Source organism: Pseudomonas sp. GW821-FHT03C07, assembly GCF_059420925.1.
On sequence record NZ_JBWKUQ010000030.1, the window covers coordinates 26,667 to 46,275 of the forward strand.

At 62.7% G+C, this 19,609-nt stretch carries 16 protein-coding genes; 3 read left to right on the top strand and 13 right to left on the bottom strand.

Annotated features, from left to right (window positions below; all coding sequences use genetic code 11):
- Positions 1-3: 3 nt before the first annotated feature.
- Genes mdcE through mdcA form a run of 5 tightly spaced genes read right to left on the bottom strand, consistent with a single transcriptional unit; the run spans position 4 to position 4,604 of the window.
- Positions 4-807, bottom strand: coding sequence for a biotin-independent malonate decarboxylase subunit gamma (mdcE, locus tag AC07VG_RS31885; RefSeq protein WP_495022466.1), 804 nt, complete (start codon positions 805-807; stop codon positions 4-6).
- On the bottom strand, positions 804-1,655 hold the full coding sequence (locus AC07VG_RS31890) for a biotin-independent malonate decarboxylase subunit beta (RefSeq protein ID WP_495022467.1): 852 nt from the start codon (positions 1,653-1,655) through the stop codon (positions 804-806). Before AC07VG_RS31890 ends, mdcE begins: the two co-directional genes overlap by 4 nt.
- Positions 1,648-1,947, bottom strand: a complete 300-nt coding sequence (locus tag AC07VG_RS31895) for a malonate decarboxylase subunit delta (RefSeq protein ID WP_494999910.1) — start codon at positions 1,945-1,947, stop codon at positions 1,648-1,650. Before AC07VG_RS31895 ends, AC07VG_RS31890 begins: the two co-directional genes overlap by 8 nt.
- Complete coding sequence (locus tag AC07VG_RS31900) at positions 1,947-2,927, bottom strand: triphosphoribosyl-dephospho-CoA synthase (protein ID WP_494999911.1); 981 nt, start codon at positions 2,925-2,927, stop codon at positions 1,947-1,949. Before AC07VG_RS31900 ends, AC07VG_RS31895 begins: the two co-directional genes overlap by 1 nt.
- Entirely contained in the window at positions 2,928-4,604 is a 1,677-nt protein-coding gene (gene mdcA / locus AC07VG_RS31905; protein WP_494999912.1) for a malonate decarboxylase subunit alpha, read from the bottom strand. It lies immediately after the preceding gene.
- Positions 4,605-5,100: 496 nt separating this feature from the next.
- Here mdcA and AC07VG_RS31910 point away from each other — a divergent pair, with 496 nt between their 5' ends.
- A complete protein-coding gene (locus tag AC07VG_RS31910) occupies positions 5,101-5,586 on the top strand; it encodes a hypothetical protein (protein ID WP_494999913.1) in 486 nt (161 codons plus the stop codon).
- Between the two features lie 131 nt (positions 5,587-5,717).
- On the opposite strand, the gene AC07VG_RS31915 is transcribed toward AC07VG_RS31910, so the two are convergent.
- From AC07VG_RS31915 to pilG, 8 genes are all read right to left on the bottom strand, one after another.
- Entirely contained in the window at positions 5,718-6,152 is a 435-nt protein-coding gene (locus tag AC07VG_RS31915) for a hypothetical protein (protein ID WP_494999914.1), read from the bottom strand.
- A complete protein-coding gene (locus AC07VG_RS31920) occupies positions 6,115-6,744 on the bottom strand; it encodes a nucleotidyltransferase domain-containing protein (protein ID WP_495022468.1) in 630 nt (209 codons plus the stop codon). The genes AC07VG_RS31915 and AC07VG_RS31920 overlap by 38 nt, the downstream gene beginning before the upstream one ends.
- A gap of 832 nt (positions 6,745-7,576) precedes the next feature.
- Positions 7,577-8,032, bottom strand: coding sequence for a chemotaxis protein CheW (locus tag AC07VG_RS31925; protein WP_494999916.1), 456 nt, complete (start codon positions 8,030-8,032; stop codon positions 7,577-7,579).
- Complete coding sequence (locus AC07VG_RS31930) at positions 8,025-13,946, bottom strand: Hpt domain-containing protein (RefSeq protein ID WP_495022469.1); 5,922 nt, start codon at positions 13,944-13,946, stop codon at positions 8,025-8,027. The genes AC07VG_RS31925 and AC07VG_RS31930 overlap by 8 nt, the downstream gene beginning before the upstream one ends.
- Before the next feature lie 10 nt (positions 13,947-13,956).
- A complete protein-coding gene (locus AC07VG_RS31935) occupies positions 13,957-16,014 on the bottom strand; it encodes a methyl-accepting chemotaxis protein (protein ID WP_494999918.1) in 2,058 nt (685 codons plus the stop codon).
- 3 nt (positions 16,015-16,017) lie between these two features.
- Positions 16,018-16,569, bottom strand: a complete 552-nt coding sequence (locus AC07VG_RS31940) for a chemotaxis protein CheW (RefSeq protein WP_494999919.1) — start codon at positions 16,567-16,569, stop codon at positions 16,018-16,020.
- A 12-nt stretch (positions 16,570-16,581) separates the two neighbouring features.
- Positions 16,582-16,947 (bottom strand): twitching motility response regulator PilH, encoded by a 366-nt coding sequence (gene pilH / locus AC07VG_RS31945; RefSeq protein ID WP_191489457.1) that lies wholly within the window; start codon positions 16,945-16,947, stop codon positions 16,582-16,584.
- Between the two features lie 45 nt (positions 16,948-16,992).
- A complete protein-coding gene (gene pilG / locus AC07VG_RS31950; RefSeq protein WP_100944626.1) occupies positions 16,993-17,400 on the bottom strand; it encodes a twitching motility response regulator PilG in 408 nt (135 codons plus the stop codon).
- Positions 17,401-17,651: 251 nt separating this feature from the next.
- On the opposite strand from pilG, the gene gshB reads away from it, so the two are divergent.
- On the top strand, positions 17,652-18,605 hold the full coding sequence (gene gshB / locus AC07VG_RS31955) for a glutathione synthase (protein WP_494999920.1): 954 nt from the start codon (positions 17,652-17,654) through the stop codon (positions 18,603-18,605).
- Between the two features lie 77 nt (positions 18,606-18,682).
- Positions 18,683-19,582, top strand: coding sequence for an energy transducer TonB (locus AC07VG_RS31960; protein ID WP_494999921.1), 900 nt, complete (start codon positions 18,683-18,685; stop codon positions 19,580-19,582).
- Positions 19,583-19,609: the final 27 nt, after the last annotated feature.

The following is a 19,609-nucleotide window of genomic DNA, read 5'->3' on the forward strand; positions in this document are numbered from 1 at the left end:
GGCTCACCACTGCTCGCGCAGCAGCTGCCGAACCCGGCTCGACGCCGCCCGATTGCTCGCGCCCAGGCGCCCACTCAAGTCCGTGCCCTGCTGCGCCACATCGCCGATCGCTTCGATCAGGCAGCCCCGCACCTGCGCCAAGTCGTCCACTGTCGGCTGCTCAATCTGCTCCACGCCCAGGGTTTTCCACAGCAGCCCGAGACTGGCGTAGCTGTCGATGTCATAGGCCATCGGCGGCACGCTGGCGGCCAGGGCTTCCAGCTCTTCGACACTGCGCAGGGTCACCCGCGCCGCCGATGCCTTGCCCATGGCATGCACCATCACCCCCGGATCGCGCAGGGCGATCAGCCGATTGGCCTGATAACCGTGGGCGAGGAACGCCCCGGACATCGCCTTGCCGACCAGCAGCGCGATCACCGCGTGCCCCGCCAGGCGGGCCCGGGCATAACTGTCCGCCGCACCGGCCAGGGCCTGGTGAATCCCCAACGCTTCTTCGCGACGGCCATAAGCCTGGCTCGGCACATCGACTATGGCGATCAACGCGCGCTTGTTCGCACGGCCGCTGTCGGCCTCGATCACTTCGTCCACGGCCTTGGCCAGGCCCCAACCTTCGAGCAGCCCGACCTCACCGTTGCGGGCGCGGACAAAGCGGTTGGCCGGATCGGCCACCACCGCCAGAAAGCGCACCGGCTGACCCGCGAGTTCAGCGTCGGCGACTTTCAATGAAGGCGGCAGCCCGGACACTTCGGCCGCGCCCGACGCCAATGCCTGGAACCAGTGCAAACCGCGCAGGGAATAAGTGCTCATGGGCGCTCTCCTTGGAAAAGACCACGGACCGTGGCCGGATCGATTTGCGGTTCGGCATCCAGCTCGGCCAACCGTTGCAGATACCAGTCCGCCTGGCGACTGCGCTGTACGTCGGGCAAGCCGGCCTCCAGCAATGCGGCGACCTGTTGCTGGATCAGTGCGACATCGTCGGCGACATAACGGTCCACCAGGCCACTGGCGAAACGTTGCTCGCCACCGGTCAGGCTCCAGATAAACGGTCGGTCACGGGAGTCGTACTCCTTCAGCCCCGCCTCCTGCTCGATCACCTGCGGGCCGTTGAGACCCAGGCGGGCCTCCTGGGTCACCAGCAGATAACTGCACAGCGCCGCCGCGATGGACATGCCGCCAAAACACCCGACGCTGCCGGCCACCACACCGATCACCGGCTGATAACGGCGCAGGTCGACAATCGCCGCGTGGATATCAGCGATGGCCGCCAGCCCCAGATTGGCCTCCTGCAAACGCACGCCGCCGGTTTCCAGCAGCAGCACGGCGCGGGTCGGAATGCCGTTGCGGTTGTCCTCGGCGGCCAGTTCCAGGGCGCCGGCGATTTTCGCGCCGCCGACTTCACCGAGACTGCCGCCCTGGAACGCGCCTTCGATGGCGGCGATCACCACCGGCAAGCCGTCGATGCTGCCTTTGGCGATCACCACGCCGTCGTCGGCCTGCGGCACCACGCCCTGGCGTTCGAGCCAGGGCGACATGACCCTGGCAAAGGGATCGAGCAATTCGCGGAAACTGCCACGATCGAGCAAGGCTCGGGCCCGCTGCCGGGCACCCAGTTCGACGAAGCTGTGCTTGTTCAGCAAACGCGCGCTGTCAGTCATGGCCGATCTCCTCGAAACCTTGTTCCAGGCGCAAGCGGACCACCCCGGGGGTGGCGCCGAAATCATGGATATCGATGGCCAGCGCGGGCGGCAACTGGCCGTCGAACAGGCGCTCGAACAGATGTTGCCAGCGGGTTGAGCTGCCATTCACCGAGGTTGTGACCTGGATCGACAAGGTGCCCGGATGACCGGGTTCCAGCAGCACTTCCAGGTCGCCCGAACCGACGCAGCCCACCAGCGCACGGCCCTTGGGCGGTTGCCCGGCGGGGAATTCAAAGGACAATTTTTCCATCACAAGGCTTCCTGTTCGAGGCGATCGATCAGCAGGCAGGCGGCGAGCAGATCCGCCGCGCCACCCGGTGAAGCGTTCATCGCCAAAAGCTGTTGATCCAATTCATGCAGGCAGCGCCGACCGGCCAGGCTGGCGCTACCGCCGGCCTCCAGCACGGCGCGGGCGCCCTGTTGCATGGCCTGCAACCCCGGCACGCCGGCGCGATAGAGCACGCAGGTGTCGGCCAGCTCGGTCATGATGGCGAGCAAGGCATCCAGCCGGGCGTTCTGCTCGCCATGGCCGGCGAGCCGGCTGCGTTTGAGTTGCGGCAGGCCGAGTCGGGTCACCGCCGGAAAGCCCAACTGCGCTTCCTCACGGGCACCGCGAGCGCCGTAGCGTTGGGCGACCTGGCTGCCATGGCTGCTGCTGTTGGGCGCGAAACGATCTTCCAGCAAGGCCAGGCGCGCGGCGCGCAGAGTCAGTGCCTTGGCGCTGACGGAGCGAGGCTCGAGCGCCGCCGCCGCCACCAACAGCCCCAAGGCCCAGATCGCCCCGCGATGGGTATTCACCCCGCCAGTGGTCTGCAGCATCGCCTGCTCGCCTTCGCGACCGATGCGGCCCAGTGCTTCACGCAACTCCCTGTAGGAGCGAGCTTGCTGGCGATGGGCGTCAACGATAACGCGGGGTGCCTGATACCCCGTGGCGCCTGGACCTCCATCGCGAGCAAGCTCGCTCCTACAGGGGACGGTGTATTCCGAAACGTCGCTGGCGTTATCAAGACCTTGCGCCGCTTCGGCCATCTCCTTGAACATCGGCCACAGCGACAATGCCGAGGCATGCATCAGGCCCAGATGTAGATCGCTGTGCGCACCGTTGCCGCGTCGATCCACCAACGCTGGCTTGGGCGACAGGTCGGCTTCGTCGATCAGCGCGTCCACTGCGAAGTCCGCCAGGCGCTCGGCCAGTGACAGGGGTTGGGCTAGCAGATTGAAGGCGTGCATTTACCAACTCCTGAATTTGGCGGGCGGGTTGTACAGGCCACCCGACCACTCCACCAGGTCGGCCACGCTCTTGGCCGCCAGCAGCTCGCGGCTGGCATCGGTGCGCCGAATGCCGAGGTCTTCGGGCAAGGCAATCAGGCCTTCGCGACGCATCCGCAGGGTGTCCTTGGGGTTATGCCGCAAGCCGATGGCGGTCACACCGGCCACGGCGGCGATCATCGCCTGGCGCTCTTCCAGGGAACGGGCCTTGTACAGGTAGGCGATGCCTTCTTCGGTGAGCAAATGGGTGACGTCGTCGCCATAGATCATGATCGGCGCCAGCGGCATCCCGCTTTTCCTCGCCACCTCCACGGCATCAAGCGTTTCAACGAAGGTCGGTTTGCCGCCCTCCTGGAAGGTCTCGACCATCTGCACCACCAGCTTCTTGCCACGTTCGAGCAAGGCTTCGGGCGCATCGCTGGTATTCAGGCGCATATCGAGCCAGGCCGGGGTGCCATGCCGACGACCGCGCGGGTCATGGCCCATGTTCGGCGCCCCACCGAAACCGGCCAGGCGGCCACGGGTCACGGTGGACGAATGACCGTCACCGTCGACCTGCAAGGTCGCGCCGATAAACAGGTCCACCGCATACTGCCCGGCCAACTGGCAGAACATCCGGTTCGAACGCATCGAGCCATCACGCCCGGTGAAGAACACATCCGGGCGGGCCGCGATGTAGTTTTCCATGCCCAGTTCGGTACCGAAGCAATGCACGCTTTCGACCCAGCCGCTTTCGATGGCGGGAATCAGCGTTGGGTGCGGGTTGAGCGTCCAGTTGCGGCAGATCTTGCCTTTCAAACCCAGGGATTCGCCGTAGGTCGGCAGGATCAGCTCGATGGCGGCGGTGTTGAAACCAATCCCGTGGTTGAGGGACTGCACCTTGTGTTTTTCGTAGATCCCGCGAATCGCCATCATCGCCATCAGCACATGCACCGGCTTGATATGGCGCGGGTCGCGGGTGAACAGCGGCTCGATATAGAAAGGTTTGTCCGCCACCACCACGAAGTCGACCCAGGACGCGGGGATATCCACCCGCGGCAGCTCGCTGACGTCATCGACCAGTTGATTGACCTGGACGATCACGATCCCGTCGCTGAACGCCGCCGGTTCGATCAGCGCCGGGGTGTCTTCGGTACTCGCACCGGTGTAAATATTACCGGCGCGGTCGGCCATGAAACCGGCACTGAGCACCACGTTGGGGATCAGGTCCACCACCAGGCGCGCATAGAGTTCGATGTAGGTGTGAATCGCGCCGATTTCCAGCAGGCCGTCTTCCAGCAACTGGCTGATACGCAGGCTCTGGGTGCCGGCGAAGGAAAAGTCCAGCTTGCGGGCAATACCGCGTTCGAACAGGTCCAGGTGTTCGGCGCGGCCGACGCTGGGCATGATCATATGCAAATCATGGAGCTTGGCCGGATCGGCTTTGACCAGGGAACGGGAGAGGAAATCCGCCTGCTTCTGGTTATTGCCCTCCAGCACCACCCGGTCGCCCGGCATGATCAGGGCTTCGAGGGCGGCGACGATCTTGTCGGTCGGCAACACCACGCCATCGGCGAGGCCTCGTACCTGCTCGAGACGGCGCTGCTTCTCGGTGCGCCGCCGCGTCCAGCGCGAGTCGGGGGAATTGGGGGTTGTCATGCTCACTCCACGGGTTCGCTTTCGTGGAGTAGACAGTAGAAGTGAATCGGTCCGGCATCAATCAAGCCCGCCGGCGGATCGTTACGCTCAGGGTAATGGTTCCCCGAATGGAAGCCGCGCAACACTTGATGGAAGGTCCCAATAAGGGAACGATAGGTCTCTTATTGGGACCGTTCGAAATACGTCGGCGGTGAATACGCGAAGGGTAGGCACCCGTGAGATTTTCGCGTATGGGTCAGAGTCTTCGTGGGCGAGTCCATCCAATTACAGTGCGGCGTCGATAACAAGCTTTGCGTACGACACAAACCTGAGCAGGGCTTGCCCGCGAAGAGGCCAGCAGCCATTACGTCAAACCGTCTGTCGGTTAACCGCTTCACCCTGTCAGTTCTGACAGTAGTCAAACATCCGTCTCCAGCGCCTACTAAAAACCGCGCCGCGATCTCCAATGTCCGGTTCCACGGGCAGGGTCAAAAGCGCCTGCGACCGGAGAAAAAAGATGAAGAATCTAGACGATTTTGTCGATTTCGAAGATGGAGAAAGGCACGGATGGGAAAATGATATTGGCTCTCTCGATGGGATACTCAAGACGGAAGAAGGCCCGAATACTTTCTGGTCCGGCAAGCTGGAATGCAGACCCACACACCGGTTTATGCCCTCTCTTGCCAAGATGTTTACCCTTCCTGGCGGAGAGCAAGAGAGAGGGACACTTGAAATATCCTTCAGATACCGCGTTTATCCGCCGGAGCCGGGGGAAGCAACACTGGTCGCGGTCATAATTACAGCGAACGTATCACTGGCTTATAGCGCTTTTCTTATAGATAGGAACACTCCAACCGGCAAGTGGCATCAAAATGGCGCCGGAGTTCGCTACACCGGTAACAGGGCTCATATCGTGATCGGTACGGATTTCGGAGATGGGAGTGGTGTGTCCCGTAGGGTGGACATCGATGACATCAAGGTTGTGCAAATTCCCGACAAATAAATAGACATTCACCAAGGCCGCCTGACTTGCGAGTGTTGTTACCCAGTGGAGCCAGCTCCCTCGCCACGGGTTTCAGGTGGCCCGACGGATCAGGCTGAAGTGGTTACGCTCAAGATAATGCTTCTTCTCACTCAGCAGGAATAGAGCCCAGCCATTGTTTGATCGACGACGGCCTTCAATGCAGTGGCGTTGTCGATCAACTCCGTCAGCAATCCCTCGTCTTCATCCATGTAGCCTTCATATTCCGCCAGGTTCCGGCGCTCGTGACACAAGGCGAACAAGCGAACCTGCAACTTGTTGATCCCGGCGGTATGAACCAGGCACTGGAACACCAGATAACGGCGGTCGGAACGAAAGCCCGATAAGCGCAATGCCGTGAGGGCAATGCCATGGGCGGCGTTGTAGGCTAGGTCGAAGCGACTGGCAAAGGAGAGCTGGGTACTACGTGCATCCTGCAAACGGTCACTCGCCGAGCGCATCAGACCTTCGCACTCCTTGCGGTCCGCTGGCTCGGCCTTCAGGCCGCCGCTACGTTGCAGGTTTTCCAGGCTTTGGTTTTTGTCCATCCTTAGACTCCGACGGGTTTTCACCCATGATGTTGAGCTTTTCCTGCCCCAGCACCCGCTGAACGAAGCTGTTGCCAGTGGCAAGTTTTGCGTTCCAATCCTGCAAGCTGTACAGCGTGGGGTTGATGGTGCGGCCCAGTTGTTCTTCCATGGGCAACAGCCGCTCCATCACTTCGCTGTAGTGCAGACCGTCACCGATCAGCATCAGGTCGATATCGCTGCCGGAATGGGCTTGATCCTTGGCGATGGAACCGTAGACAAACGCCCAGACCACTTGATCCGCAAACGAACCGAGCGCCACGCGCAAATGTTCAACGATACCAAACGTCTTGCGCACGATACCCAGCAGCTCCTGATAAATAGGACACGCGGGATTGGCCTGATAGTGCGTCTGATTGCCTTGCCGACTGAGGGTCAGGATGCCAGCCCGTTGCAAGCGTTCCAGCTCACGCATCAGGCTGCCTTTACCAACCTTCGCCCAACGGGCTATCTCATTGGCATAAAAACTATGGTCTGGCTTGCCAAAGAGCAAGCCCAAGATTCGCTGTTGTGTTGCAGTAAATAACGCGTCGCTGAGGGAGAGGGTTTGCATGAGCACACCAAAGAGTCCCAAAAAGGGAACCATAGGTCCCTTTTTGGGACTTATCAAGCACCTTTCAAGCCGACTTCGACTCCAACATCAGCCGCCCCACGATCCGCCCCTGATTGCCCGGCGCCAACGGACAGCCGCAAGCGGCTTCGAAGCTGATCAACCGATTTAGCAAGCAGGATTATAATTTTGTGGCGAGGCGATTTATCCCCGCTGGGTGCGCGAAGCGGCCCTCAAGCGGGCATCCCCCAATGCAAACCGTTTGTCGGTTAACCGCTTCACCCTGTCAATTCTGACAGTAGTCAAAATCCGTCTCCAGCGCCTACTAAAACCTGCTCCGTGACCTCCAATGTCCGGCTCCACGGGCAGGGTCAAAAGCGCCTGTAAACGGAGAAACGAACATGAAGCGCTTTAATGATTTTACCGATTTCACGGATGGAAATTGGAATGGCTGGCAAAACGGACGGGGATTACCCGGTGGACAGCTCAAGACCGATAAAGAAGAAAAAGGCCCGAATACTTTCTGGACGGGCAAGTTGGAAACGGATCCCGGGCATCCGTCAAAAATTCAGGCGTCGCTCTGGAAAGAATTTACCTTTGAGAGCGAAGAGGACAGGAAAGCCTACTACATAATCACTTTCGACTACCGCGTTCAAAAGCCGGAATCAGGGGAAGCCCCATGGATCACGCTCACGATTACTACAGAAAGACGACACGACTGGCTCAATAATTCGATAATAGAGCCTGATACCGAGCCCGGCAAATGGCACCACTCTCGGCCCTATCTTGGTTACCCACGAAGGGCCCGGCGGCCGTTACGCCAGAGTCCGGGTTGTCAGGCCAACCCGGACTCCAACACCAACTGCTCCAACCCCAGCAGGTCCGGTACCTTCGCCACCCACTCACCGACCTGCACCGCGGCCTTCTCGAACCGGCACAGCGGCACATCGACAAAACTCAGCTGGCTATCGAGCTTGTACGAACGCGGAATCCCCTGGATCACCAGCGCGATGAACTTCAATTCCGGCCGCCCGCCGAGGGCATTGAGCACCACGATCCGTGCCCGATCGCCCACCGCCAGCGGACAGCCGCAGGCCGCCTCGAAGCTGATCAGCGGCAATTGCTGATTACGCCAGGTCACCTGCCGCAGGTACCACGGCGGCGCATCACTGGCCGGCTCGCCGCGCTGGTAGTCGATCAACTCCGCCACCGCGACATTGGGCAACAACAGGTAACGGTCCGCCAACGGCAGCATCAAGCCCGTCAGGCTGCTGGTGCTGTGCTCATGCATGAAGCTGGCTCCAATGGGCGATGCTTTCCAGCAACGCCGACTCCTGGTACGGCTTGCCCAGGTATTCGTTGACGCCAATGGCCATGGCCCGGTCGCGATGTTTCTGGCCGGTGCGCGAGGTGATCATGATGATCGGCAGATCCTTGAGCCGCGCATCGTTGCGGATCCGCGTCGCCACTTCGAAACCATCCATGCGCGGCATTTCAATGTCCAACAGCATCAGGTCCGGGGTGTGCTCCTCCAGCAACATCATGGCATCCACCCCATCCTTGGCCGTCAGCACGTTCATGCCGTTGCGCTCCAACAAGCGACTGGTGACCTTGCGCACGGTGACCGAGTCGTCCACCACCATGACCAGGGTCGGACGCAGCGGCGTCGCATCCACGCCGTTGCCACTGGACATGGACGGTACCGGCGGCCGCGCCAAGGCGTTGCGTACATGGGCGATCAAATCGAGAATCAACACCACGCGACCGTCGCCAAGGATAGTCGCCCCCGACAACCCCGGTACCGCGGCGAACTGTGGCCCGAGGTTCTTCACCACGATTTCCCGCGACCCGGCCAGGGCGTCCACTTGCAGCGCCATGCGCTGGTCGTTGCAGTGCACCAGCAACACCGGCAGCGCCAGGTTCTGGCCGAGCAACTTCGGTTTACCCACGGTTTGCAACAGCTCACCGAGATAACACAGTTCGTAGGTCTGTCCGGCGTACTCGTAGCGCGGCGGATCCAGTTGGTAATAGCTTTCCAGCTCACCCGGCAGCACCCGCACCAGCCCTTCGACGGTGTTCAACGGCACCGCGTATTGCTCGTCGGCGCACTGCACCATCAACGCACGGTTCACCGAGACGCTGAACGGCAGGCGGATCTGGAAGTGCACGCCCTGCCCCGGGATGGAATCGATGCGCATGCTGCCGCCCAGTTGCCGCACCTCTTCATGGACCACGTCCATGCCCACCCCGCGCCCAGAAATCTGGGTGATTTTTTCCGCCGTGGAAAAGCCCGGCTGGAGGATGAACTGCAACACGTCGCGATCGCTGATCGGCATGTCCGGCTCCAGCAGCCCGCGCTTGATCGCCTTGCGCCGCACCGCTTCGAGCGGCACCCCGGCACCGTCGTCACGAATATCGAAGACAATGTCACCGCCTTCGTGGGACAGGTCCAAAGTGATCAGCCCCTGCTCCGGCTTGCCGGCGGCACGCCGGCCTTCGGCATTTTCCAGCCCGTGGTCGACGGCATTGCGCAACATATGCTCCAGGGGCGCGACCATGCGCTCCAGCACATTGCGGTCCATCTCGCCCTCGGCATTGCCGACGACGAAATCGACCTCCTTGCCCAACTCCCCCGCCACCTGCCGGACGATGCGCTTGAGACGCGGCACCAGGCGCTCGAACGGCACCATGCGCGTACGCATCAGGCCTTCCTGCAACTGGGTGTTGACCCGCGCCTGTTGCGCCAGCAGGTTTTCCGCATCCTGGTTGCGCCCGGCCAGGGTTTCCTTGATATCCAGCAAGTCGGAGGCGGATTCGAACAAAGCCCGCGACAATTGCTGCAACTGCGAATGCCGGTCCATTTCCAGCGGATCGAACTCTTCATAACCCAGGCGCTCGGCTTCCACCTGCTGGCGGCTGAGGATCCGCCCCTGGGTCTCGGTGTCGAGGCGGCGCAGCTGGTCGCGCATACGCTCGATGGTGGTCTCCATTTCGTTGAGCGCGATCCTGGCATCGTTGACCTGCTGTTCGATACGGCCACGGAAGATCGAGGTTTCGCCCGCCAGGTTGACCAGGTCTTCGAGCACATCCGCCGAGACCTTGACCATATCCTGGGCCGCCCGCTCGGCCTCGGCGACCGTCGGCGCCTCGGGCTTGGGCGCTGCCGGCGCGACAACCGGGGCCAGGGCCGGCAGGTTGACCGGCGACTGTCGGCCAAACGCCTGGATATCCTGGATCAGCGCAGCGGCGGGTAGCACTGGCTGTTCGGCATGCACCGCGTCGAGCATCTGCGCCAACCGATCGTGGCCGGCCTGTAACAAGCCGAATAGCTCGATACTCGGTTGCAGCAGGCCCGCCGACAGCCCTTCGTAGAGAAACTCCAGCTCATGGGCCAGGTCGCCGATCGGCACGATTTCCACCATGCGCGCACTGCCCTTGAGGGTATGCAGGTCGCGCAACAGGGTTTCCACGTCCTGGCGATTCGCCGGCTCAGCCTGCCAGCGCAGCAAGGCCGCGCCGGAGCTTTCGAGGATGTCGAAGCCTTCTTCGAGGAAGATCTCCAACAACTCCGGGTCGTTGCTGGTCACGGACTCCGGCGCTTCGATGGCTTCGCTGACTTCCGGCGGCGCACTGCTGCCCTGGCGGAACAGGCGCAAGCTCTCGATCAGCGCACTCGGATCGCCCAGGGGCTGATGCCCCTGGAGCTGGTCGAGCAGGACCGCCAGGCGGTCATGGCTTTTCTGCAACAGCAGCGCCAGTTCGGGAGAATGACTGAAGCGCCGGTCCACCAGCCCTTCATAGAGATTTTCCAGCTCGTGGGCCAGATCGCCCACCGGGCCGATCTCGGCCATCCGCGCGCCGCCCTTGAGGGTGTGCAGATCCCGTTGCAGGGACAGCAGCGGCGTGGCGTTGTCCGGCTCGTCGAGCCAGCGCAGCAGGGCCGCGCCGGCACTGTCGAGGATATCCGCAGCCTCTTCGAGGAAGATCACCACGATCTCATCGTCGAGCTCCACTTCATCAAGAGCCTGGCTCGCTTCAGCGGTGGCGGCGCCCAGTTCGGCGATGCTCAGGGCGCGGCTGCCATCGGTCTTGATCAACCCGGTGGCGGATGGGTCGAGAGCCTCGTCGAGCAGCTCGCGCAGCGCCCGGAGCCGTTCCGGCCGCGCCTTGATTTCCTGGCCGGCGGCCAGTTCGTCGAACATATTGATCAACGCTTCATGGGCGTTCTGCGCCTCATGGAAAAACCGCTCGCTGACCGCCAGGCTGCTTTCTTCGACCGCGCCGTACAGGTCGAGCAAGGCTTCGCAGAGTTCGTCCACCGGGTGCAGGTCGGCACTGTGGGCGCCCTGGCCGAGGGTGGTCAGTTCGTCGAGCAACTCGTTGAGTTCCTGCCGCTCGCCGGGGTGCTGTTGCCAGCGCAGCAGCAGGTTTTCCGCGTCCAGCAGGATGTCCATGCCCTGCGCCAGGAAATTATTGATCAGTTGCGGATCACGCTTGGTGCTGCTGGAAACGCTGAGCAGGGACTCCAGCCGGGCCGCGAGCAGCGCCTCGGCACGCCGGATCAGCTCCGGGGCGCCATCGATGGCCGCCAGCGGATCGTCCGCCAGTTGCTTCAACCCTTGGTGCAACAGGACCTCGGCCTCCAGCAGCAACTCGACCTCATCCAGGTCCAGTGGCAACAGATGGGCCTTGAACTCACGCACCAGGTGATAAAACGGTGCCGCCAGTTCGGCGATCGGCCGCACGCCCGCGACGTAGGCGCTGCCCTTGAGGGTATGCAAGGCCCTTTGCAGTTCGTCGCTGGCGGCCAGTGGCAAATGTTCGGTGGCCTGTTCGAGGAAATGGTTGAGGCTGTCCAGGTGGGTCTCGGCCTCGTTGCGGAAAATCTCCAGCAACTGCCGGTCGATGGACTCATCCGCGGTTTCGCCCTCCTCTCCGCTCCTGGCCTCACCCGAACCCGCCAACTCATGGGCGCGGGCGGCCAACAGGTCGACATCGTCGCGCTGACGCTGGGCCTGTCCGGCAAACTCGCTGACCAGTTCCGGCAACACCCGCAGCACATCGTCGAGCAATTGGTGAACCGGCGCATCGGCCACGACGCTGTGTTCGAGCACGCGGTTGAGCAGGTTCTCCACGGCCCAGGCCAGTTCGCCCAGCACCAGCGCCCGGACCATCCGGCCGCTGCCCTTGAGCGTATGGAAAGCACGGCGCAACTCGGTCAGGGCCGATTTGCTCTCGGTATTCAGCGCCCAGCGCGGCAGGTATTCGCGCAGCACATCGAGCACTTCCGCGCATTCTTCAAGGAAGACTTCACGCAACTCATCGTCCACCGGCGCCTCGTCGTCCGGTGGCGGCAGCAGGCTGCCCGGGACCTGGCGGGCCGGCGGGTTGAGGACGGACACCGGGCTGGCCAGGACATCGGCCAGCGACTGCACCACCCGTGGGTTGTCCAGCGTCTGCAAATCCTGCATCACCAGGGCTTCGTTGGGGCTCAGGACATCCTCGAGCACCGGCACGTCCTGCTCGGCAGGCGTATAGCCGAGAGCGTCAAGGCTTTCCTCGGCCATATCCAGCACCCGCTCACCCGGGGCCTCGTGGTCTTCGCCCAAACGTTCGAGGTAGTACTCGATGCTGGTCAGGGCATCGGCCAGGCGGTCGAGTTGCTGCCAGGACGGCGGCTGCGGGTCGTGCAACAGATGATCGTGGATATAGCGATTACAGGTTTCCAGCAAGCTCGCGGCCCGGCCGAGGGGAATCATCGACAAGGCGCCACGGACCTGGGTCAGCAGCTCGGGCAAGGGCAGCAGGCGCTCGCGGTCCCAGTCGGCATCGATGTACTCGATGATCAGGTCCTTGGCCTGTTGCAGGCAGATCCGCGATTCCTTGACCACCAACTGGTGGATCTGGGTCAGATCGGTGGTCGGCAGGCGGCTTTCTTCGCGGCTTTCCGGCTCCACGGTGCCGATCATCCCGGCCAGGGTCGCCTCGACGTAGAGCAAGGCCCCAGCGACGTCCATCAGCACCGCGTCATTCGGCTCGCGCTGGCCCTGGACCAGGCCCAGGACCACCGCTGTCTGGTCGATAATGACCTTGCGCGGCTGGCCGAAGCCGAGCACCGCCAGGGTATCGGCGATCTGCCGCAAGGGCGCCAGCAAGCTCGACAGTTCGTCGGTGTGCTGGCGGTCGCCACGCACGAACAGGTCCAGGCGTTCCTTGACCCGCACCAGTTCCTCGCACAGCGCCGCGACCACCGAACGCATGGCATCGCGGTCCGGACCGGCCAGGCGTGCCCGTTCTTCGTCGACCACCGCCGTGTCGGGCAGGGCTTCATCGAGGCCATAACGTTCTTTCAGGGCGAGCATCTGCGCCGTCGGCTGTTGCGCCTTGGCGATATAGAACAATAGGCTCTTGAGCAATTCTTCCGGGGCCGGCTGGTTGATTCCGATAATGCCCTGCTCCAGCAGGCGCTTGAGTTCCTTGTCGGAATCCTTGAGCAGGCTGCGCAGCGCCGGGCTGTTGGCGATGACCCCGGCGAGCATGCCCTCGACCAGCGCCGAAGCCACTTGCCAGAGCGCGCCCAACGGCGCCGCCAGGCAGAGGCTTTCCAGACGCACGAAAACCTTGGCCATATAGCCGAGGTTAGTCTCATCGTCCTGTTCGCGCAGCAAGCCAACCAGCGCGGTCTGCAGCATTTGCCGCAGCTTGCGCAACAAGGCCGGCAGTTCCGCCGGGGTCAGTTCGGCGAGGGTGGCCTCGTCCAGCGGCGGTACCTCCGGCAGCGTCGGGCTGAACAGGCTGGTTTCCGACAGCAGGCTTTCACCGCGGGCGCTGCGCAGGTCGTTGAGCAGCGGCAGCACCACCAACGGCAGATCACGGCGCGCACTGTGGACCCGATCCAGATACAGCGGCATCTGGCCCAGGGCCTGGCGCAGCAATTTCAACGCTTCCGGCAGATCGACCACCCGCCCTTGTTGCACGGCCAGGGCCAGGGCTTCGGTTTCTTCGGCGAGCAGGGCCGCGCCGTAGAACTCGACCATCTGCAAGCTGCCATGGACCTGGTGAATGCATTCCAGGCACTCGGCGATGTCCTGGGCCGCATGCAGCGGCTCATCGAAGGCATCCAGAGCCTGGCGCGCCTGTTTCAGGGTATCGGCGATTTCGCCCTTGACCCATTCGAGGGCCACATAGTCGTGCTGATCGCTCATGACGACTCCACTAACGGGTTTCACGCGCATCTGGCGCCGCGGGCAGGGTGAAGCCGGAGACCGAGCGCCGCAGTTGGCTGGCCATTTTCGCCAGGTTGCCGATGCTCTCGGCGGTGGCGGTCGAGCCGGACGACGTCTGGCTGGTGATTTGCTGGATCACGTTCATGGTCAACGAGATCTGCCCGGCCGACGAGGTCTGTTGCTGGGCCGCGTTGGAGATGCTCTGGATCAGCGCCGCCAGGGTCTTGGACACGCCTTCGATCTCTTCCAGGGCCACCCCGGCATCCTGCGCCAGCCGCGCGCCGCGCACCACTTCGGTGGTGGTCTGCTCCATGGAGATCACCGCCTCGTTGGTGTCGGTCTGGATCGCCCGCACCAGGGTTTCGATCTGCCGGGTCGCCGCCGACGAACGCTCCGCCAGGCGCTGGACTTCATCGGCCACCACCGCGAAACCGCGCCCGGCATCGCCAGCCATGGAGGCCTGGATTGCCGCGTTGAGGGCGAGGATGTTGGTCTGGTCGGCGATGTCGTCGATCAGGCTGACGATATCGCCGATTTCCTGGGAGGACTCACCGAGGCGTTTGATCCGCTTGGCGGTGTCCTGGATCTGTTCGCGAATGTTGTCCATGCCGTGGATGGTGTTGTGCACCACCTCGTTGCCCTTGTTGGCGATTTCCACCGAGCGCTCGGCCACCGCCGACGACTCGGCGGCGTTGGCCGAGACCTGGTCAATGGACTCGGCCATGTCGCTGATGGCGGTGGACGCTTCGGAAATCTGCTGGGCCTGGTGTTCGGAGGCCTCGGCCAGTTGCATCGCGGTGGCCTGGGTTTCCTGCACGGCGGCGGCAACCTGGCCGGCGGTGAGGTTGATGGTGGCCACCAGATCGCGCAACTGGTCGACGGAATAATTGATGGAGTCGGCAATGGTCCCGGTGAAATCTTCGGTGACCGAGGCGGTGACGGTCAGGTCGCCGTCGGCCAGGTCCTCGATTTCGTCCAGCAGGCGCATGATCGCGTGTTGGTTGCGCTCGTTCTTCTCGGCGGTCTCGTGCAGTTGCCGGTTGGTTTCGCGGACCATCACCAGGCCGATCAGGATGATCGAGGTCAGGGCCAGCAGGCCGAGGACATAACCGCCAATGGTGTCCAGGGAGCGTTCGCCGGCGAGGTTTTCAAAACCATTGGCCAGATGCGAGGCTTCGTCCAGCAGGGTTTGCGACAGGCTGAAGATATTCCCGGCCGATTCGCGGACCTGGAACAACTGCGGCGAGGTTTCGAGGATTTCATCCACCGAGCCGGAGACGAACTCGAACAGCTCGGCGATATCCCCCAGGCGGGCGCGGGCGTCCTTGTCTTCGACCTGGGTGATCTTCAGGGTCGCATTGCCCTGGAGCATGCCGTTGAGGACCTGGCCGAAACGCGCCGCGTCGCGACCGAAGGCATCGGCGGCCTGGGATGAGGTTTCGTCGCCGGCCAGTACCGTGTTCACCGCGCCAAGGATCCGCTCGGCAAGCAACGACTGGCGCTGGGCCATGGCCACTTGCGCCGCCGGGGCGCCGCGTTGCAGGAGGATCTCCACGACCTTTTCGTATTCGACCTGCAACTGCGGCACGGTTTCGGCCAGGGTCGCGGCCACCTGGTGCAACGACAGCACGGTCTGTTCGCTGGCGAGGATGGCGTCGGTGTTGCGCAGCAGGTTTTCCCAGTCCTGCTGCACCGCGTGCATTTCCGTGCGCACCACGGGTGGCGCGGCGGGCAGACCGGTGGCCGGGTCGCCTTTCTTCAGGTAACCCCAACGCTGGGCGAAATCGTTGCGCGCATCGCTCAGCAGCTTGAACGCCGCAGCCTTGCCGGAAGCGGCTTCCGTGGCGTTCTTGGCGATACGCTGGGACAGCACCCGCAGCTCGCCGGCATGGCTGATGTATTGCTTGTCGTAGGTGGACTGGGTGTTCAGGTAGGCGAAGTTGGCGAACAGCAGCATGATGAACACGATCAGGGCGATAAACAGCACGATGATCTGCGAACGACTGCGCGAAGCCTCCAACGGTTTGCCGGTTTTAGCGTTTGTCATCGATCAGGCCCCTGCCTGTAAGGCCACATCCAGAAACCCCGGCGCCTGCGCCAGGGCAAACGGGCTGAACACCCACCAACTGCGTTCACGCTCGAAACGGCCCTGGACAAAGGGCGCCACCGCCGCATCCGGCGGCGGGAGCGAAAGCCCCTGCTGCCCACCTTGGGGAAAGTGCTGCAGGCCGGCCACTTCGTCCACCATCAGGCCGGCGAACACGTCTTTATACTCCACCACCAGCACCCGCCGCTGCTTGCGCAACGCGCAAAGCTCATGGCCGAAAAAACCACACAGGTCCATGATCGGCAGCAGGCGCCCGCGCAGGTTGGCCACGCCCTTGACCCAAGGTTTCACCCCTGGCAACAGGGTGTGGCGCGGCTCGTGCAGGACTTCGCCGACTTCGCCCATCGGCGCCACATACCAGTGCTCGCCAAGGCGGAAGCCGATCCCGCTCCAGGTGTCCTGACGGGCCTGCTGCGACGGCAGGTCGGCCGCCAGCAGGCGACAGCGCTGGTCGATTTCCAGCAGCAACTGAAAGGCGGTCTGCGATGGGCTCATGGGCGCGGGCCGTCAGCCGGCGAGGACGCTGTTCAGGGTCTTGATCAGGGTGTCTTCCTCCACCGGTTTGGTCAGGTAGTCGCGGGCGCCCTGGCGCGTGCCCCAGACCTTGTCGGTTTCCTGATCCTTGGTGGTGATGATGATCACCGGGATATGACTGGTTTCACTGTCCTTGGTCAGTTGCCGGGTGGCCTGGAAGCCATTGAGGCCCGGCATGACGATGTCCATCAACACCGCGTCGGGCTTTTCCTGGCGGGCCAGGGCCACGCCATCGGCACCGTTCTCGGCCTTGAGCACCTCATGACCGTGCTTTTCCAGCATGCCGGTCAGTTTGTACATTTCAGTCGGCGAATCATCGACGATCAGGATACGTGCCATGGTGTTCCCCACTGCTTATAAGACGGGCGGCCAGGCGGCCGACCGTCAATGTGCTTGTTCTACCGCCGCGAACCCCGGCACATGGGCCTTGATCGCGGCCAGCAGTTCTTCCTTGCTGAACGGCTTGGTCAAAAACTGATCAGAACCGACGATACGCCCCTTGGCCTTGTCGAACAGGCCGTCCTTGGAAGACAGCATGATTACCGGCGTGGACTTGAACGCACGGTTGTTCTTGATCAGGGCGCAGGTCTGGTAGCCATCCAGGCGCGGCATCATGATGTCGACGAAGATGATACCCGGATGATGATCGGCGATCTTGGCCAGCGCATCGAAGCCGTCGATGGCCGTGATCACTTCGCAACCCACGTGTTTCAACAGCGTCTCGGCGGTTCGGCGAATCGTCTTGGAGTCGTCGATGACCATCACTTTCAAGGCTGTGGAATGCTGTTCCATATCTGCTCTACCATCGCCACAGCGACTCGATTGACTGCATTTAAGCGCTTTTCAGGCGCGAAGCCCTTGATGTGTAAGCGCTTCGAGCGGTATGCGAGCCTTTTTAGCACAGTCTCAAGATGCAATCTATCAACCGCCCCCGACCCCACCGGGACCGGCGGTTTTTCCTTGACCGGGAATCGGTGTAGCGCCACTCTGACGCCACTTTTTCAAGCCATTTCGGCCATCACGGCCCATAGAGGATATAGCCCATGAGCGTTCGTCTCGGGATTGTCATGGACCCCATCGCCAACATTTCCTATAAAAAGGACAGTTCCCTGGCGATGTTGCTGGCCGCCCAGGCGCGCGGCTGGACCCTGTTCTACATGGAACAGCAGGATCTGTACCAGGATGCCGGCGTGGCGCGGGCGCGGATGCGGCCGCTGAAAGTGTTCGCCAACCCCGAGCACTGGTTCGAACTGGAAGCCGAGACCGACACGGCCTTGAGCGACCTGGATGTGATCCTGATGCGCAAGGACCCGCCCTTCGACATGGAGTTCGTCTACTCCACCTACCTGCTGGAACAGGCCGAGCGCGCCGGGGTGCTGGTGGTCAACAAGCCGCAGAGCCTGCGCGATTGCAATGAAAAGCTCTTCGCCACCCAGTTCCCGCAGTGCACGCCGGCGACCCTGGTCAGCCGGCGCGCCGATGTGTTGCGCGAGTTTGCCGCCAAGCATGGCGATGTCATCCTCAAGCCGCTGGACGGCATGGGCGGTACCTCGATCTTCCGCCACCGGGTCGGCGATCCGAACCTGTCGGTGATCCTCGAGACCCTGACCGCCCTGGGCAACCAGCAGATCATGGCCCAGGCCTACCTGCCGGGGATCAAGGACGGCGACAAGCGCATCCTGATGGTCGATGGCGAGCCGGTGCCGTACTGCCTGGCGCGGATCCCCGCGGCCGGCGAAACCCGCGGCAACCTGGCGGCCGGTGGTCGTGGCGAAGCCCGTCCACTGACCGAGCGTGATCGCTGGATCGCCGCCCAGGTCGGCCCGACCTTGCGCGAAAAAGGCCTGCTGTTCGTCGGCCTCGACGTAATCGGTGAGCACCTGACGGAAATCAACGTCACCAGCCCGACCTGCATCCGCGAAATCGACAACGCCTTTGGTACCGATATCGGCGGTCTGCTGATGGATGCCATTGAGCGCAAGCTGCAAGCCCGTTGATGTAGAACAGCCGAGAAAAAACCAACATTGCGTTATCATGCCGGGCTCTTGATACGTGCGATGTTGGTTTCCTGGTCATGACGCTTCCCGCCGATCTGCCTCCCGAACTTTCCCGCGCCGGCGTACGCCCGGCGGATCGGCTCGGCTTCACACTTTTCCTCGCGGCGCTGCTCCACCTGGCACTGCTCCTCGGCGTGGGTTTCACCTTTATCGAACCCAAGCAGATCAGCAAGACCCTGGAAATCACCCTGTCCACCTTCAAGAGCGAGAAGCCGCCGGAAAAGGCCGACTTCCTTGCCCAGGACAACCAGCAGGGCAGCGGTACCCTGGATAAAAAGGCGATTCCCAAGACCACCGAGGTCGCGCCATTCCAGGACAACAGCATCAACCAGGTCACCCCGCCACCGCCGGCCAAGCAGGAAGTGACGGAAGCGGCGCCGAAAGCGGTGGTCACCACGGTGGCGCCGAAGCCGAAGAAAGCCGTGATCAAGCATGAACAGGTCAAGACCGAGGCGGCGCCCCAGGAACAGGCCCCGACATTCGACAGCTCGCAACTGACCAGCGACATCGCCAGCCTCGAAGCGGAACTGGCCAAGGAACAACAGCTGTACGCCAAACGCCCGCGCATTCATCGCTTGAGCGCGGCCTCGACCATGCGCGACAAGGGCGCCTGGTACAAGGATGACTGGCGCAAAAAGGTCGAGCGCATCGGCAACCTCAATTACCCCGAAGAAGCCCGGCGCCAGCAGATCTACGGCAACTTGCGGCTGATGGTCTCGATCAACCGCGACGGCTCGCTGTATGAAGTGCTGGTGCTCGAATCCTCCGGGCAGCCGCTGCTGGACCAGGCGGCGCAACGGATCGTGCGCCTGGCGGCTCCGTTCGCGCCCTTTACCGGCGACCTGTCGGACATCGACCGCCTGGAAATCATCCGTACCTGGCGTTTTGCCCGGGGCGACAAGCTTTCCAGCAATTGACCGCATCCAATTGAATTCCCCTGGCGG

Coding starts and splice junctions, on each gene's coding strand:
- mdcA (WP_494999912.1), bottom strand. CDS start 4,604: ATGACAACCCCCAATTCCCCCGACTCGCGCTGGACGCGGCGGCGCACC.
- AC07VG_RS31915 (WP_494999914.1), bottom strand. CDS start 6,152: ATGGACAAAAACCAAAGCCTGGAAAACCTGCAACGTAGCGGCGGCCTG.
- AC07VG_RS31960 (WP_494999921.1), top strand. CDS start 18,683: ATGACGCTTCCCGCCGATCTGCCTCCCGAACTTTCCCGCGCCGGCGTA.
- pilH (WP_191489457.1), bottom strand. CDS start 16,947: ATGGCACGTATCCTGATCGTCGATGATTCGCCGACTGAAATGTACAAA.
- AC07VG_RS31895 (WP_494999910.1), bottom strand. CDS start 1,947: ATGGAAAAATTGTCCTTTGAATTCCCCGCCGGGCAACCGCCCAAGGGC.
- AC07VG_RS31910 (WP_494999913.1), top strand. CDS start 5,101: ATGAAGAATCTAGACGATTTTGTCGATTTCGAAGATGGAGAAAGGCAC.
- mdcE (WP_495022466.1), bottom strand. CDS start 807: ATGAGCACTTATTCCCTGCGCGGTTTGCACTGGTTCCAGGCATTGGCG.
- AC07VG_RS31920 (WP_495022468.1), bottom strand. CDS start 6,744: ATGCAAACCCTCTCCCTCAGCGACGCGTTATTTACTGCAACACAACAG.
- AC07VG_RS31935 (WP_494999918.1), bottom strand. CDS start 16,014: ATGACAAACGCTAAAACCGGCAAACCGTTGGAGGCTTCGCGCAGTCGT.
- gshB (WP_494999920.1), top strand. CDS start 17,652: ATGAGCGTTCGTCTCGGGATTGTCATGGACCCCATCGCCAACATTTCC.
- AC07VG_RS31940 (WP_494999919.1), bottom strand. CDS start 16,569: ATGAGCCCATCGCAGACCGCCTTTCAGTTGCTGCTGGAAATCGACCAG.
- AC07VG_RS31930 (WP_495022469.1), bottom strand. CDS start 13,946: ATGAGCGATCAGCACGACTATGTGGCCCTCGAATGGGTCAAGGGCGAA.
- pilG (WP_100944626.1), bottom strand. CDS start 17,400: ATGGAACAGCATTCCACAGCCTTGAAAGTGATGGTCATCGACGACTCC.
- AC07VG_RS31925 (WP_494999916.1), bottom strand. CDS start 8,032: ATGCATGAGCACAGCACCAGCAGCCTGACGGGCTTGATGCTGCCGTTG.
- AC07VG_RS31900 (WP_494999911.1), bottom strand. CDS start 2,927: ATGCACGCCTTCAATCTGCTAGCCCAACCCCTGTCACTGGCCGAGCGC.
- AC07VG_RS31890 (WP_495022467.1), bottom strand. CDS start 1,655: ATGACTGACAGCGCGCGTTTGCTGAACAAGCACAGCTTCGTCGAACTG.